The organism is Mesobacillus maritimus (genome assembly GCF_044803185.1).
GTDB classification, from domain to species: domain Bacteria; phylum Bacillota; class Bacilli; order Bacillales; family Cytobacillaceae; genus Mesobacillus_B; species Mesobacillus_B maritimus_B.
The window spans coordinates 1745540-1762106 of the sequence record NZ_CP085225.1 but is presented as its reverse complement, the minus strand read 5'-3'; the positions used below and the strand labels follow the sequence as shown (position 1 = coordinate 1762106).

Annotated in this window: 15 protein-coding genes, 1 pseudogene and 1 riboswitch; of the genes and pseudogenes, 1 reads left to right on the top strand and 15 read right to left on the bottom strand. The window is 38.6% G+C overall.

Annotation, left to right across the window (positions count from 1 at the left end):
• Positions 1-51 precede the first annotated feature (51 nt).
• Positions 52-162, bottom strand: a riboswitch (TPP riboswitch).
• A gap of 241 nt (positions 163-403) precedes the next feature.
• Positions 404-613, bottom strand: a complete 210-nt coding sequence (locus LG336_RS08350) for a hypothetical protein (protein ID WP_404332111.1) — start codon at positions 611-613, stop codon at positions 404-406.
• A gap of 109 nt (positions 614-722) precedes the next feature.
• Positions 723-923, bottom strand: a pseudogene (locus tag LG336_RS08345) (site-specific integrase); the annotation flags it as partial.
• 143 nt (positions 924-1066) lie between these two features.
• Here LG336_RS08345 and LG336_RS08340 point away from each other — a divergent pair.
• Positions 1067-3184, top strand: coding sequence for an ATP-dependent Clp protease ATP-binding subunit (locus tag LG336_RS08340; protein WP_404332110.1), 2118 nt, complete (start codon positions 1067-1069; stop codon positions 3182-3184).
• A gap of 328 nt (positions 3185-3512) precedes the next feature.
• Here LG336_RS08340 and LG336_RS08335 read toward each other — a convergent pair whose 3' ends face one another.
• The 13 genes from LG336_RS08335 to LG336_RS08275 form a co-directional block, all read right to left on the bottom strand.
• The gene (locus LG336_RS08335) at positions 3513-3629 is read right to left on the bottom strand and encodes a hypothetical protein (protein WP_404333118.1); all 117 of its coding nucleotides are present in this window, start codon (positions 3627-3629) and stop codon (positions 3513-3515) included.
• A 70-nt stretch (positions 3630-3699) separates the two neighbouring features.
• Entirely contained in the window at positions 3700-3849 is a 150-nt protein-coding gene (locus LG336_RS08330) for a type II toxin-antitoxin system PemK/MazF family toxin (protein WP_404332109.1), read from the bottom strand.
• On the bottom strand, positions 3839-4036 hold the full coding sequence (locus LG336_RS08325; RefSeq protein WP_404332108.1) for a DUF2281 domain-containing protein: 198 nt from the start codon (positions 4034-4036) through the stop codon (positions 3839-3841). Before LG336_RS08325 ends, LG336_RS08330 begins: the two co-directional genes overlap by 11 nt.
• Before the next feature lie 333 nt (positions 4037-4369).
• A complete protein-coding gene (locus LG336_RS08320) occupies positions 4370-4795 on the bottom strand; it encodes a hypothetical protein (protein ID WP_404332107.1) in 426 nt (141 codons plus the stop codon).
• A gap of 53 nt (positions 4796-4848) precedes the next feature.
• On the bottom strand, positions 4849-5730 hold the full coding sequence (locus LG336_RS08315; RefSeq protein ID WP_404332106.1) for a DnaB-like helicase C-terminal domain-containing protein: 882 nt from the start codon (positions 5728-5730) through the stop codon (positions 4849-4851).
• The gene (locus tag LG336_RS08310) at positions 5655-6110 is read right to left on the bottom strand and encodes a DnaB-like helicase N-terminal domain-containing protein (RefSeq protein WP_404332105.1); all 456 of its coding nucleotides are present in this window, start codon (positions 6108-6110) and stop codon (positions 5655-5657) included. The genes LG336_RS08315 and LG336_RS08310 overlap by 76 nt, the downstream gene beginning before the upstream one ends.
• Positions 6107-7105, bottom strand: a complete 999-nt coding sequence (locus tag LG336_RS08305; RefSeq protein WP_404332104.1) for a DnaD domain protein — start codon at positions 7103-7105, stop codon at positions 6107-6109. Before LG336_RS08305 ends, LG336_RS08310 begins: the two co-directional genes overlap by 4 nt.
• Before the next feature lie 462 nt (positions 7106-7567).
• A complete protein-coding gene (locus LG336_RS08300) occupies positions 7568-9916 on the bottom strand; it encodes a glycerophosphodiester phosphodiesterase family protein (RefSeq protein WP_404332103.1) in 2349 nt (782 codons plus the stop codon).
• 345 nt (positions 9917-10261) lie between these two features.
• Positions 10262-11440 carry a glycosyltransferase family 4 protein gene (locus tag LG336_RS08295; protein ID WP_404332102.1) on the bottom strand — a complete coding sequence of 393 codons (1179 nt, stop codon included), beginning with the start codon at positions 11438-11440 and terminating at the stop codon, positions 10262-10264.
• 139 nt (positions 11441-11579) lie between these two features.
• Complete coding sequence (locus LG336_RS08290) at positions 11580-11957, bottom strand: hypothetical protein (protein WP_404332101.1); 378 nt, start codon at positions 11955-11957, stop codon at positions 11580-11582.
• On the bottom strand, positions 11954-12973 hold the full coding sequence (locus tag LG336_RS08285) for a DnaD domain protein (protein WP_404332099.1): 1020 nt from the start codon (positions 12971-12973) through the stop codon (positions 11954-11956). Before LG336_RS08285 ends, LG336_RS08290 begins: the two co-directional genes overlap by 4 nt.
• Before the next feature lie 631 nt (positions 12974-13604).
• Positions 13605-13988, bottom strand: a complete 384-nt coding sequence (locus LG336_RS08280; RefSeq protein ID WP_404332098.1) for a hypothetical protein — start codon at positions 13986-13988, stop codon at positions 13605-13607.
• 201 nt (positions 13989-14189) lie between these two features.
• Complete coding sequence (locus LG336_RS08275) at positions 14190-15302, bottom strand: DNA cytosine methyltransferase (protein ID WP_404332097.1); 1113 nt, start codon at positions 15300-15302, stop codon at positions 14190-14192.
• Between the last annotated feature and the right edge of the window lie 1265 nt (positions 15303-16567).

Genomic DNA, 16567 nt, shown 5'->3' with positions numbered 1-16567 from the left:
CTCTGCGCAAAGCAAAGTGTTTTCAATGGACAAATAAAGGATTCCCTAAATATTCCCTTATCATTTCTCTCCCTACACTGGCATTACCCAACAGGTTCAAACGGTCTATGGCGGATTAACCATACTCTCAGCCCGATTCCACGGACTCCCAATCAAAGTTATTTTTTATTAAATTGTAAAACTCTATTATTGAAAATGCAAGTGAATTAGTTGAAATCCATAGGTGGTACTTTTATTTATAATTACTAGTCACCTATTTATTTTTTTCCATGCACGTCTCGAAATCAACAAATCAAACGTGAGTAGTTGGAAAATCCCCGGATGGCCTGTTCACTACGACCCACAGTAAATGAACGACAAGCCCACATTGTCAGACCCTTTAGCCATTCCATTCCCCCACCTCTCACCCAATCCTTGTAAAATACCCCGCAACAGCCGGAAAACTCTCAAACTCCTTCTTCATCTCCCGAAACGTAATCACACCATTCCCTCTAGAAAGCTCAAAATCTAGTGGATACTCGTGACAATTCATTGGGGGTTGCTGAAAGGTTTCGGTAAAGAACTCAATTGCCTCTTCGTCACCGAAGACATGGGGATGGTTCTCAGGTCCCAATCGGGAGGTCCTGAAGAAAAAAGTTATAGTCTAAAGGCTATTTAAGGTTAGGATGCTCTACTATCATCTAAAACTTTGGCAATGCATCCACTGCATTAGCCAAGTCACTTTATGAATCCTTCAAGTATTTACTTGTTGTTGCAATGTTGCTTTGACCAGCCAATCGTCCTACTTTTTCAATATCATTATTTTTTGCTTTTAACATCCATTTGCAAAACGTATGGCGAAACATATGTGGGGTTAATCTTTTATTTGGTAAATTGTAGTTTTCGATCATTGTTGGAAAAACGTTAGTAGGTTGGGTATACATCCAACCATTACCTATAGAAATGGTATAAGAAGTACAATATAATAGAGAGAAACTTAATAATATTCACCGAGTCTACTGTAAGTGGCTCCTTTTTTCATATATTCATAGTCAAAAATAGTCAAAGTCAAAAGGAGGAATGAAAGATGCTTTGTGAGAACTGTCAAACAACGCAGGCAAGTTATCGGTTAAATATTTCATCCAATAATAGTCAAAGCCAAATTAGTTTATGTACAGATTGTTATGAAATTGCAAAGCAAAAACTTGAAAGCGGCTCCATTGATTTTGATGACCAAATGTTCAATCAAATGGACACAAATGACAGTCAGTCTGAGCAAAATGTTAATAGAACCCGGCTAAAGAAGCGTAAAAAAAATAGCTTCCTTGATCAACATGGACGGAACTTGACGAATGAAGCAAAAAAAGGGCGAATTGATAGCGTGATCGGTAGGGATCAAGAAATTGAACGTGTTCTTCAGATATTAAACCGTCGCACAAAAAATAACCCGGTCTTAATTGGAGAAGCAGGTGTAGGAAAAACAGCCATTGTTGAAGGCCTTGCCCTTCAAATCGTCAAAGGCAAAGTACCTGCGAAACTAAAAACAAAAGAAGTGTATTTGCTAGACATTAGTTCACTTGTAGCAGGTACATCTTACAGAGGACAATTTGAAGAAAAAATGAAAAAACTTGTTACTGAATTACAACGACGTGAGAACGTCATTTTGTTCATTGATGAATTGCACATGTTGGTTGGTGCTGGAGGTGGGTCTAACGATTCAATGGATGCAGGGAATATATTAAAACCAGCGTTAGCGCGTGGTGATATACAAGTGGTTGGAGCCACAACGATGAAAGAGTATCGCATGATTGAAAAAGATCCGGCACTTGAGCGTCGCTTTCAATCGGTGATTGTTAAAGAGCCGTCTGTTAATGAAGCGTTTAATATTCTAAAAGGAATTCGGCCAGCTTATGAACAGTATCACGATGTGACGTATTCGGATGATGTCCTAAAAGCATGTGTCACACTATCAAAACGCTACATTCAGGATCGCTTCTTACCAGATAAGGCCATTGATTTAATGGATGAGGCCGGTGCAAAGCTAAACCTTGCACATGGAGAGCTTGATGTGAACTATTTAAAACAGCGCTTAAAGGAAATTGCTGAAGAAAAACAACAAGCATTGAAATTGGAGCATTACGAAAAAGCGGTGATTCTTCGTGATGAAGAGAGAGAGATGAAACAAACATTATCTGAATATTCCGGTAACATAACGAAAGAAATTACCATAGAGATGATCCAAGATATTATTGAAAAAAGTACGGGAATCCCTGTACAAAAGCTACAAAAAGCAGAGCAGCAAAAAATGAAAGATTTGAAAGAGAGACTAGGAAGGAAAATAATTGGTCAGGATAAAGCGATTGAAAAAGTAGCCAATGCAATTTTAAGGGCAAGTGTAGGATTAAAATCTAAAACACGTCCAACCGCTTCCTTCTTATTCTTAGGGCCAACGGGTACAGGTAAAACCGAGTTAACGAAAACTCTTGCATCGGAATTATTCGGCAAAAAAGATTCGATGATTCGCTTGGATATGAGTGAATATATGGAAAAGCATTCTGTTTCTAAGCTCATTGGTTCACCTCCTGGCTATGTCGGATATGAGGAAGCAGGTCAGTTAACGGAACAAGTTCGTAGAAATCCCTATTCCATTATTCTGCTAGATGAAATCGAAAAAGCACACCCCGATGTCATGAATGTGTTTCTTCAAATCATGGAAGATGGCAGATTAACGGATAGCCAAGGAAGAGTCGTGAGCTTTACTGAAACGATTATTATCATGACTTCTAATGCTGGTGTCGGCAGCAAAACATTAGGGTCAATTGGTTTTGGTAGCAACGAACAGGAAGCGGCAGAGTCAAATATTGTCGACAAAATCAGAAATGACTTTAAGCCTGAATTCTTAAACCGTATCGATTCGATTATTGAGTTTAACCACCTACAGAAAGAGAACCTTGTGGAAATTATCGATATTCTGATTATAGAGCTTAAAGAAACATTAGAAGAACAAGGAATTTCGATTGAAATCGAGCAGGAAGCAAAAGAAAAGATTGCGGAACTAGGCTATAGCAGCGTATTCGGTGCTCGACCCCTTCGACGCGTCATCCAAGAGCAAATTGAAGATAAAATCACTTCTTTAATTATTAATGGCAAAAACGTAACTGCGATCACTGTATCAGTAGAAAATAATAAAATTAACGTAGCATAAGGATAGATGGTAAGCCCGAAATATAAAAATAAGCGTACCGAAAAGGTACGCTTATTTTTATATTTCGTTTAAAATACATATAATGATTGATGCATAAAGACTGCGAAAAGCATTTTGCCAACGATTAATCGTCGAAATGGCCAGAGGATTTCCCATCCGAGATTAAACATTTATTAAAGCAAAAAGGTGCCAGGCACCTTCCACAAAAGAGATATTAGACCAAGGAGGTGGGTTCTAATCCGGGCTGTCACAGGCACTTTTCCCCATCTGTACAAGCATCCCCATTTATTAAAAAGAGTACTGCAAATTACAGACCATACTTTTGCATTCACTTAATTAATTCATTAACTTTTTTACGAACATTCTCTAGAACCTCGGTATTAACTTGTCCAAATTTCTTTCTAACAATATTCTTAGATAATGTATAGACCTTGTCAGCTCTAATCGCTGAGCCACTTTAAGTTTACCGTCTTTCAAATCTTTTGATTCAATTACAACTGAATAATCAAGATTTTTTAATTGTGAAGTAATAGCAACAACAACGAATCGTCAGTTACATCATTATACCTATCTCTTGAAATTACGAGAACAGGACGCTGCTTTCTATTTGTTAAATCACAGAATGGAACAGGTAATAAAACAATGTCACCCTGTTTATACATCATTCCAAACCTCATCATCAATTTCATTATCCCAAAAATCCAGACTACTTTCACTAGCCTTTGCTAAGTCCTCAGATAAGCTTTTTTCCCGCTTTATTTTGAGGTACTCTGCAAAATCCAGGATTTTATTCACTTCTTGTTCAGGTATTTCATCAATAATTTTAAGTAAACGCTCTTTGGCTGTATTCATATTGCGTTCACCTCTTGCATGAGTAGTTTAATCTTATTATATCATGAGATGTTACCTACAACGATATCACGAAATCTTCAAGTAAAAAATCACTGGAAAATCCAGATGAATCCAGTGTTTCTCTCGAGTGAATTAGCAACGAAACGCACGAACCTCCCCATGTTTTCCATGAGACCAAACTCCCCTTGCAACAATGTATACAGTAAATTTTTGAAATCGTATTAATATTCAACTAAAGGCACCAAACATGCCGCCTTTTCCGTATTCAAAAGAAAGAAATAGAAATTGTTCATTAAGAATAGGAGAAGAGGCTACTATCCCTTCCACCATTTTTCACTCTCCCCTCGTAAAATACCCCGCAACAACCGGAAAACTCCCAAACTCCTTCTTCATCTCCCGAAATGTAATCACACCATTTCCTCTCGCAAGCTCGAAATCTAGCGGATACTCATGACAGTTCAATGGTCTTTCCCAAAAGGTTTCAGTAAAGAATTCAATAGCCTCTTGGTCACTATAAGCATAAATAAAAACAAAGTCCTTCGCATTTCTTTTCAGTGAGTAGATGCCCAGCTTACGGATCCCAAGGTGATTATTTTGAATCATTTCCACTACTTTCTGATGATCAGCTTGTTCTAAGTCTATTTGATCAATATGGTCATTCAATGAAATTTTTCGCTCAGCTAATAGATGGTAGAGATAGTGGACCAAAGAGCATTGATCTAACCGAATGGATTCCAGATAAAGTTCTCCCACAAGCATATGAGCACACCTCGAGTTCAAATTTATCGGTCTTTTCCTTCCTACTTATCAGGTTATGCAAGGGCAAAACTTTGTTCCTTATGGTCCTCAATCCTCCCTGTATGCTCGTTATAATCCACCTTTATATATCCAACCGCACCATTTCGATTTTTCGAGATAATGATTTCAAGGGAATCATCCTCAGTATCCTTGTCATAATACTTATCCCGATACAAGAACAAAATCACATCCGCATCCTGTTCCACGCTACCTGATTCCCGAATATCAGACATCATCGGTCGTTTGTTGGCTCTAGACTCCACCGAGCGATTCAGCTGCGCCAAACAAACGACAGGGCAATCAAACTCCTTCGCCATCGTTTTCAGGGATTTGGAGATCTCCGTTACCTGCAAATGCGTATTCCCGCCATAAAATTGACCAGAATGAATTAACGTTAGGTAATCGATAAAAAGAATCGGTTTCTTCCCTGGAAATTGATGCATCAGCTTTCTCGTTTTCGCTCTCATTTCCGCCACACTTTGGCCTGCTCCATCAAAAATTTGAATATGGGTTTCCGTGAGACTCCCAAGCACATCCGCCCATTGATTCTTTTGATCAGGAGTCAGCATTCTTTTCGGATCACGCATTTTTGCGCGGTTATAGCCCCCTGTCGAAGCAATTAAACGGGATGTAATCAGTTTCTTAGGCATTTCCAAGGAAAACACGAGCGGAAGGTACCCTGCCCACCCCGCCATTTTGGCAAAATGCAGCATGACATCGGTTTTCCCCATTGAAGGTCTTGCCGCAAGAATCGTCACTTCCCCGTCCTGAAACCCTCCTGTCACTTCATCGAGCTTTTTAATCCCCGTTGTCGCACTTTTCAAGGCTGCTTGCTCTTCCCAAGGTGCCTCATAGACATCTGCCAACACCTGTTGGATAGACGAATGATCCTCCATTTTCCCTTGTTAATTTTATCCAATTCGGTAATGACCTTGGCAATCTCCCAATCATTCATGGCCGCAATCGTCAAGATATTGCGCTTTTCCCGCTCCTTCCACAAATCAAGAAGGAGCTTCTCCGTTCCGTCAAATTTCTCCACATCCGCAAACGATAACAGCTCAGAAAGGTACGACATTCCCCCGTATGACTCGAGGTCTGGCAAGGTGGTTAAGTGAATCAAATCAATATGCTTGCCGTTTTGAGTGAACTCCACCATTCTTCGCATCAATTCTTTATGCCTTACATTTTCCAGATATTCAGGTTGAATGACCGTATCCTTGAGCAAATACTCCGCCTTCATCAAGCTTCCTAAGAACGTTTTTTCAGCGATACTCATAGCTCTTCCCCCGCTGTAAGGTCAAGGATAAACTCACCTGGGATTGCTCTTCCGGAAGAAACCGGTTTAGTAGTTGGCCTTGATTGATGCACAGGCTTTTGGTTCTCCTGATAGAAATCAATTTCCTCTACCGTCAGCACCGATTCATTTTCCCAGTTTTTCAGAATCCCAACCACATAGTTCAATCTTCGCTTGTTATTCGCACAGGCAATCTCCATCGCTTTTAAAATCACATCTTTCGGCTGTAGAAAGCTAGAATCATCTAACCAACCTAACAGCTGCTGTTTGCCGTTCATGTTCGAGAACCCAAATCCATTATTATCCCAAAACTCAATAACCTCTTGAACGTCAGCGCTCTTTTCATCAACCCGATTGAGATCCACCTTGCCTGGATTCTTCTCTATATTTGGATTAAAGACTTGTTGTTGTTTTTCTTTTTCTTTTTCATTTTCTTTTTGCCCACGTATCGTAGAACGAATCGGCAACGTATCGTCACTCACTTCTTCACCAGCCGTTATAGTTGGATGATTTTCTTCTTCGACTCGATGATTCTTGTCAGAAAGAATCTCTTCTCTTTTATAAAAAGATTCATATAGATCGTGAATTTCCTGTTTATGTATCGACTCCGCAACAAACTGGATAAGCGAAAGATCCTCAACCTCTCTTAATTCAGAAAGAATACAATCGATAATCGGTTTCCCACCTTTATGGAGATTATCCTTCCCCCAGTTTTTTATCGCGAGTTCCCTAGTTTCCGGATTGTACCGAATCAACTTGTGATGCTGAATAAACCGCTCCATTAACGATTGAACACTCTCAATCGAATAACCCAAATCAAACGCCATTTGTCTTTTGGTAATTTTATAGATTCCAATTTGAGTCGTATAGGGATTCGTAAGCAGATATAGATAAAAATATTTATCCTCTGGAGTCATCGCCTCCGATAAAATTGGGTTCTTCCAAAACTCAGTACGAACCATACGATATTTAGCCATTCTTGACCACTTTCCCTTCCATTATGAAAATTGCTTTCATTGTTGATATAGGGGTTAATGGGCAAAAACGGACAGGGGGGTTACTATGTATTTGTGGATATTTTGTGAAGTGGTGCAGGATAGGTAATTGGAAATTAGGAAGTATATCAATGTTTACCGTAAAGGTTCCGCTGGCGGAAAATAGCAGAATAAACGCTAAAAAACCGCACGAGTGAAAATTCACCGTGCGGTTAAATATGGGGTAGAACGTTTCGACTTGTTCAGTTCCTCGTTCTTGATAGAGTCGTGAAAAATTCCTGTAAAACAAACAGGAGAATTCGACAGTGTCACATTGACAAATTATCGCGACACAACTGTGGTGTTGATCCCATCACCACCACAAAAATTGGCACCGTAATCCTATTTTCCTTCTCCATATACGTAAAATATAGAACGACAGGAACCCTCCCCATGTGTACTGCTTTATTGAACTTCTACTTCAATTGGTTCTCCGACTAGGTTCCACTCTTTCCCAAGTATGCTGAAAGTATGAGTGACAAATACATTTGCTTTTCCTGGATTCAGGGCAGTGATTGTATTTCCTTGAACAGCAACCGTATTTTGGTCGCCTGAAACAAATAAGTTCGTTTCAATGTTATCCTTTCTATCCTCGCGATAGTTCATAAATGCTTTTGCTTGTATGGTTGCCGAATCGCCGACCTTGAGGTTGCGTTTTTTAATCGGAGTTTCAAGCCGAATTGGGACATCTGTCAGCCATTGAGTATAATCTGTGATTGGCCCAATGACCCCTTTTTCTAGTTGATCTCCAAGATGCTGTTCGTTTCTAAACGTCCAATGAAGATTGACCATGCCACGCTGGCGCATGTAAGTGATAAATTCTTCAGACAAACTTCCATAGCTAGCATTTAAGTTCGCATTCATCCGTGAAGCATAATTAAGCATTTTTTGCGCATCGGTTACCCTTCCCTCCGATGTTGCAGAAATTCCCGAAGAATACAAATAGCCAACCCCAATCTCAGGATTAAGTTCATGAGATTTCACCACATCACCGAGGTGGAAGCTTTGCACAAGAACTTGATTTTTGACGCCTTCCTCTTCAATTTCCTTTAAAACTTTTTCAGCGATTCCGGCCTGTTTAATTTCAACGAGCAGGACGACATCTTTTCCTTTAAAGCCTTGTAAAAACTCCCGGAACGTTGGAACTTTCTCGCCTGCAAACTCTGGCCCAAATTTGATTCCCGCATCTAATTGGCGAATTTGTTCCAATGTCATGTTAGATACTGAACCTGTTCCGTTTGTTGTTCGATCCACCGTATAATCATGCATGATGACAAGGTGTCCATCTTTTGTTTCATGTACATCGGTTTCAATTAAGTCGGCCCCAAGGTCATAGGCTAATTGGTATCCAGCCATTGTATTTTCAGGCGCTAAAGAGGGTACTCCTCGGTGTGCAGCCACAATTGGACGCTGGACAATCGTATTTTCTGGATATTGGCTATATGCCTGGACTGTAGCCTGTTCGTCCTCAGCAATAATCCCATCTACCCCTAAATGAATTAAGCGATGAGCATCACTTTCTGTTTCTCCACCCATCCCCCATACTGAAATGGTGCGGCTATGGAGATAATGGACAATCTCTGGTGTAAGCAGCTTTTGTGGAATGACCGCTACCTTGCCATTGTTTTCATGGATGCTTAATGCTAGTTCCTCAAGATCATGTTTATTTAAGGAATTTTTCGTGTATAAAACAGCTCCCCGTGCAGAAGGGATCCCTTCTTTCACTTGCGCAATCATCTTAGCGTTTGAAGATAAAATATGTAGATCCTGAAGAGCCTTCTCCTTAATAAATTCTTGAAGGTCAGAAAGGATATTCTCATTTTCGACCTGGAAAACTGGAATCATTTTTCCTTTCATCGTGTCAATCACTTCGGCTAGTGGTGTTTCGTTTACAACCAATTCTCCCTGGTCGTTTGCATGAACTGGGAGAATGGCAGAGGAAACACCCTCTACATTCTTTATTTCCTCCACCGTATCAAAATTTGTAAGGACTGTTGGTGCATTCACAATCGTTGTTTCTGGCTGGTCCGCAAGAAAAGCTTTTGTACTCTCAATCGGCGGCAATTCCCCTACATTTGTTGATACCTTCACATTATCAAATTGAACCGTTGAACCTGCCGCTTGAAATCCAATATCCCCCTTTGTCCATTGGGAAGCTAAGTCAGTATCGATGACAAGTTGTCCGTTGACAAATTGCTGGACCCGGTTTCCTTTGGCAACGATTTTCAAGTGGTAGCTCTTATTAAACTCAAATGGCTCTGGATAGAATGTTTTTACAGGCACTTCCCATCGATTTCCTTCATTGCGTATCGCAAATTCTAATCCATTTAAAGCGTTTGCTCCTCTTCTTATCGCAAATTGATAATAAGGATAATTTTCACCTTGAACACGATACATCATCGAAGCCCAACGTGTATCCTCAACAGCAGCTAAAAAAGTCATATCCGCTTCAAAAACATAATCCCCAGTCTCTTCTTCAAGTGGGATAATCACACGACTAGGCTTTGAAGTGGCAGGAGAAGTTAACTGCAATTTCCCATCTATAATACTTGCTTGCCCCTCGACAAGTTTCCAACCATTTGGTAAGGCTTGTCCTGTTAATTGATCAAAATTTTGCTCTACTAATACATTTTCCAATCCATTTGCCTGAACAGGCGTACTGATCCCTGACGGAAAAGAGCTGATTCCAATTGCCATTACACTCGTTAAAACAAGCGGATAAACCCTTCTTCTTTGTTTCCTGTTAACTGACATAAAAAAACCTCCTACATTTTCTCGTTTTCATATGTCACATTATGACAAGGAATCATGAAGTGAATATTAAGGGGGTGTTAATATTCGTAAATTATGAAAATTCAGTAAAAAAGACCTATTAAGAACGAGGTCAAAAGACCTATATGAACAGGCAGCTTACACCCTGTCGCGAAAGTAGACAATTGGGAGTGTCACTGAGTCATCTAGTAAAAACCGCACGAGTAAACGTCCCCGTGCGGTTAAGGATTGATAATACGCGATTCCTTTCTACAAACTTCGTCACCACACGGTTGGTGGCAGCATAGCCTTAACGCAATATTGATATAAACGGGAACCGTCCCCAAGTTATGAAACTTTTTTATTTCTGACATAAACATTCCGCAGATTTTGATAAATCGATTCAATTGTTTCCGCAAAATAGACATCAGAAAATTTTTCAACTGACTTGACCGCTCCATGGGACAATCTTTCTTTTTCAAGGTCATTGGATAAAATACTATCCAAAGCTGATTGAAGCTCCTGTTTGTCATGAAAAGAGAACCCGTTTACATTGTTTTCAAGCACACCGTCTAAACAGCTGTCCGCCTTTGCCACAACAGGTAAACCAGAAGCCAATGCCTCAATATAAGTGAGACCTTGTGTTTCACTTTGAGAAGCGCTAATAAAAACATCTCCTAATTGATAGTATTCCCCAATCTCAGCCCATGGCTTTTCACCAACAAAGAGGATTTGTTCCTGAATTCCCAGACTCCTGGTCATCTCTTCTAAATCCACTTTAGCTGGTCCATCGCCAATAAGAACAAACTTCACATCCTGCCTTCGATGCAAATAGGAAGTCAATGAATGCAATAACTCTTCAATATTCTTCTCTTTCGCTAATCTACCAACATATAGAAGAACTCGATCATCTGGTCGTATTCCTATTTCCGCTCTTCGTTTTATAATGGTAGTCGGTTTGTAATTGGTTTTAGAAAATTTACTCAATGTAATCCCAGTAGGAATCACAGTAATCTGTTGCTTGACCTGATAAGTTAAAAGCAAATTCTTCACTTTTTCGGTGGGGACAATGACTTGCTCAACCGCATTGCAGAAGTTCGCACTGAAGATTCTAACCGCCGTTTTAGCAATTGGATTGAGTGGCGAAAACTTGACGATATAGTGTGTATACTCTTCAAAAATGGTATGGTACGTATGGAGAAGTGGAATTTGTAATTCTCGAGCAATGGCTCTGCCAAAAATACCTAGTGAAAATTCAGTATGTGTATGGATCACGTCCAACTGTAACCTCTTAATCTTTCTCGCCAAGCCTGGATGATAGAACACTCCTATACGCCAGTCCTTCGCGAAGGGCATACTAGGAACACGAAAGACATTTGGCTCATCCTTCTTCGCCCTAGGGTCGGCGATTGTAAAAACAAAAACTTGATGTCCAAGCTTTTCAAGATTCTCTTTTAACATACAGACCGATGAAACCACCCCATTTATCTGTGGAAAATAGGTATCGGTAAAAAGGCCAATCCTCATCTACAACACTCCCCTTAACTTTCATAGGAAAAATACCCTTATTTTATTGTAAAGGAGAGAGTTTTGAACCATATTAAGCTAGTTTAAACTTTATGTAATTTATTGCATCATCCTATGTAAATTGCCCACCCTACCAGTATCAGTCCGTTCCATTTTGGAATCCTGTTTTTTGCACGGCCCGATATAAAAGGTGGGCAGCCACAGTCAAAATATTCCGCTTTTCCCGCTCCTTCCACAAATCAAGCAGGAGCTTCTCCGTTCCGTCAAATTTCCCCACATCCGCAAACGATAACAGCTCAGAAAGATATGAAATTTTCCCGGATGACTCGAGGTTAAGTAAGGTGGTTAAGTGAATCAAATCAATATGCTTGCCGTTTTGAGTGAACCCCACCATTCTTCGCATTAATTCTTTATGTCGTGCATTTTCAAGATATTCAGGTTGATTCACCGTATCCTTGAATAAGTACTCCGCCTTCATCAAGCTTCCTAAAAACGTTTTTTCAGCGATACTCATCATTCTTCCCCTGCTGTTAGATCGAGGACAAATTCACCCGGGATTGCTCTTCCCGTAGGAAACGATTGCGTAGATGGCCTTGATTGATGCACAGGCTTTTGGTTCTCCTGATAAAAGTCAATTTCCTCTACCGTCAGCAATGATTCATTTTCCCAGTTTTTCAGAATCCCAACCACATAGTTCAACCTTCGCTTGTTATTGGCACAGGCAATCTCCATCGCTTTTAAAATCACTACTTTCGGCTGTAAAAAGCTAGAATCCTCTAACCAAGCCAACAGCTGCTGTTTGCCGTTCATGTTCGAGAACCCGAATCCATTCTGGTCCCAAAACTCAATAATCTCTTGAACGTCAGCGATCTTTTCATCAACCCGATCGAGATCCACCTTGTCTGGATTCTTCTCTATATTTTGAATAAAGACTTGTTGTTGTTTTTCTTTTTCTTTTTCTTTTTCTTTTTCATTTTCATTTTCATTTTCTTTTTGCCCACGTATCGTAAAACGACTCGGCAACGTATCGTCACCCACTTCTTCACCAGCAGGTATAGATGGATGATTTTCCCCTTCGTCTCGTTGATCCTTGTCAGAAATCATCTCTTCTCTTTTATAAAAAGATTCATATAGCTCGTGAATTTCCTGTTTATGTATCGACTCCGCAACAAACTGGATAAGCGAAAGATCCTCAACCTCTTTTAATTCAGAAAGAATACAATCCATAATTGGTTTCCCACCTTTATGGAGATTATCCTTTCCCCAGTTTTTAATCGCGAGTTCTCTAGTTTCAGAATTGTAACGAATCAACTTGTGATGCTGAATGAAACGCTCCATTAACGAATGAACACTCTCAATCGAATAGCCCAAATCAAACGCCATTTGTCTTTTGGTAATTTTATAGATTCCGATTTGAGTCGTATAGGGATTCGTAAGCAGATAAAGATAAAAATATTTATCCTCTGGAGTCATCGCCTCCGATAAAATCGGATTCCTCCAAAACTCAGTCTGCACCATACGGTATTTTGCCATTCTTGACCACGGTCCTTTCCATTATGAAAATTGCTTTCAATGTTGATATAGGGGTTAATGGGCAATACCGGACAGGATGGTTTTTATGAAGTTGTGAAGATTTTATGACAAGGTGGAGTAGGACCTAGCTAGAAAATCTTGTGCCTATAAAAGTTCATCATGCCAAAAGCACATTGGTCATTAACGACATAAAACCGCACAAGTGAATTCACCGTGCGGTTAATATAGACTAGAAACAATTCAGTCGTTTAGTGCAGTTCCTTGTTCTGGGTTAAGACTTGAAACATTTCTGTGTGAAAATAATCAGAGGGGTCTAAGGTACAGTTACAAATAAATCATCGTTTTTAACTAGAACATCATATATAATATTCGTGATTCAAAAAAATGTATTTACACAAAAAAATAAACTCCTATTGTAGAGTTGTTGACTTTGTTTAGTTCCCATAACAAACAATTCTTCTACAAAGGAGTTTTCACTTTTGAAATGGAAAATATAGGCCGTGAAAAACTAGTTTGTCAATGCCTTACTATTCTTCTGGCTGAGGATTTTGATTGTCCAATGATACACTACGGAAAGAAATCAACTACAAAAGTCTTATTTGAGTTATTAATAAATATGACAGTTTTTATTTCATCCTAGATAAGTGAGTCTTATAGCATCTTCATCAGTAAACTCTATCCTTATTTTATCTCCCACTTTTGCTTCCATCCTATCCTTTAACCAATACCCCAACGCTCTCATGTCCCCATCTTTGTAAAAATTCTTAGCAAATTCTTTTGAAGGTCCTTGTGTTCCAGTTGCCTTTAAAGGACCATCAAAAAAACCATCGGAAGAAGAACAAGCAAATACCTCTCCTGTTTTAATATTAAAATCCCTTGCATTCTCTATGCTAATAGGCAAATAAACCTCAAAAGGATTTCTTTTTCTTACAATTCTAGAATTACCTTCTGTTCCCCAATTTAAATGTGCTGATTTTAAAGTGACATTAAAATATCGACCAGTTCGAGGCATCATTATTAAAGAACTCCCTCCTTGAAATTTTGTTGGAACAAATTATTTGATAATATAAAATTAAATTGATTAAATTCGGAGTAAAAATAAAGCCCCAGCTTCCTTAATGTCATATATATCCCAGTGCAGTTTTATATGATTATCCACAACCGGTTAACAAAGAAAACGACTGAAGAAAGTTAATCCTCTCTTTTCCACTATATATTATACAATTGTCATTTGTCCAAAATGGTTAATTATCATTTCTTCTATTTCTGATTGTGTCCATTTTGGGCCACGAGGATCGACCGGATAATCTACGCCAGCCATTGTTTTTAAAATAGCCTCTACTATAACTTGGGCAGCTTTCGGTGGAACTGCCATTCCAACTTGTCTTCTCACCTTTTCTCTACTTCCCTCAAACACAAAATCATCTGGGAAAGTTTGTAACCTCGCTCTTTCTCGATTACTCAGCGCCCTATGTTCTTCCCAATGATAAACATGGGTTCCCCCACCACCACTACCAGTAACTGTATATGAAGGCTGATTTCTATCAAGCCTTCTATAAATATTACTTAACCTTGCTCCCCTAACATTTAAACGGTGTTCTTCTGGGATCTCTTCTGACCAGGCATTTTCTCCTTCTGGAATATACCTTAGCATGGTTGTTACACGTTCATTATGAACTGGAATTTCGTGATTAACTGCATCTTCCGGAATATTCATTAAAGCATGTTCAGCAGTAATAAAATTATTTAAATGAGTTGGTGCTGGTATTCGAAACACACGCTCAATATCATTTCTAATTCCAACTATAATAATACGTTTTCTAGTCTGAGGAACACCATATTCTTCAAATTTGTATAAATGAGGATAAATCCTATAACCAGATTCAATTAAGTCTTTCATGATTTGTAAAAAAGCACGCCCCTGATTTGCACTTTGTAAACCACCAACATTTTCAGCAATAAACCATTGCGGACGATGATGCCTTAAAACTTGCACACCATGCCAGTATAATCCCCCAAAGTTACCGTCCATTCCTCGATGCTCACCAACTACTGAAAAGTCATTACATGGGAACCCAAATGCAAAGGCATCAATAGGAGGTAATGTAGTAATATCCAAATCTTGAACGGGACCACAAATTACTGTTTCAGGTCGTTCAGGACAAATATTCCTCCTATATGTTTCACATGAAGTCTCATCAAAATCATTGGCCCATTCATGTCTAACCCTGAATTCTTCTCCATTTTCATCAACAAATCTAGCATTGCTGGCTCCCCAAGCTAAACCACCGGGACCGTTAAACAATTCCCCTTTTCTATATATAGGCATATTTTAAAACCTCCAATAACTTAATAAAAAGAATTTCTAGCTCAAACGCAAATGGCAATTTTGGTTATTTACCAGTTTTAACACGCCCCATATCGATATGGTTAAGAAAACAATATTTTACCACAACACTACACTCAAATGCACTTTAATAATATCTTCGTTTCTCAACCTTTGTGATAAAACAAATCTCTTTAAAATCAGTACAGGTGAATCCAACTAGATATTCTATAGATTTTAATTCTTTATAAACTCATAATTATTTTCTTGTTTTAACTCTAGTTAACGTCGCGTTACAGTAGGGGGTACATGACTAAATATGTTCATTAGTCTTATCTTAATATAATAATGAATACCCAATGTTATCCTCATTGTATGAGTCCCTACATTAGTTATTTTAGGTATTTTAGGTATTTTAGGTATTTTAGGTATTTCAGCAGCCGTTTGAAGAGCTCTATAAGCTTGGGTGGGTGTAATATGTCCTGTCCCTATCTAGAAGGAAATAACCACTCCTTATCACTCATTTTTATTCCGGTACCTCCTCCACTTTAAGTAGAAGAATATCACTTATCCTCAATCAGGTAATTAAGAGCAAAAACAAAAATAAAAAAATTCCTATAAGCATAAAATCATAATAAAGCGTCTTTCATTTTTTCATAGTAATTGTATCAAATAAAATACATAATTTTGCAAACCCGACACTCTCGTTTTTTTATAATGAAATAAAAATAAGGGTATAGAATAATTACTATTAATTAATAAGCAATCGAGTATGGTTAATATACTCTTCGAAACACGAGTAATACATAATAATTAATTAAATAAATAGAAGCAGGGATAATCTACATTAAAAAAACTTTTTCTGTAAGATTCTTACTAAGTGATTTTTTGCTTAAAATTCGAATAATTAATTTGGTGGTACAGAAAACCGTAAAGGTTCCCTCATATTATCTTTGGACTCAATTATGTAATTTAGAGAAAAATGGATGTGAATGAAAAGTTGATTATAAGCTGATTGGAAAATGCTATATTTTAAAGAGGGGGTGACTGATAAAAACAAATAGGAATAGCAGATTGCATTGCGCCTGACAATCCATGCTAACAAGGATCATAGTACGAATCTTCTTCGATAGTTAGGACAGAACCAGACTCCAATGGTATTACACCTTGAATAACAGTAAAGGTTAACCCCTCACTAGACAAAGTGGCCTATCAGGAGTAGTGGCGAATGCCGAGATATTGAAACTCACTACTTTAAGTACTGATTT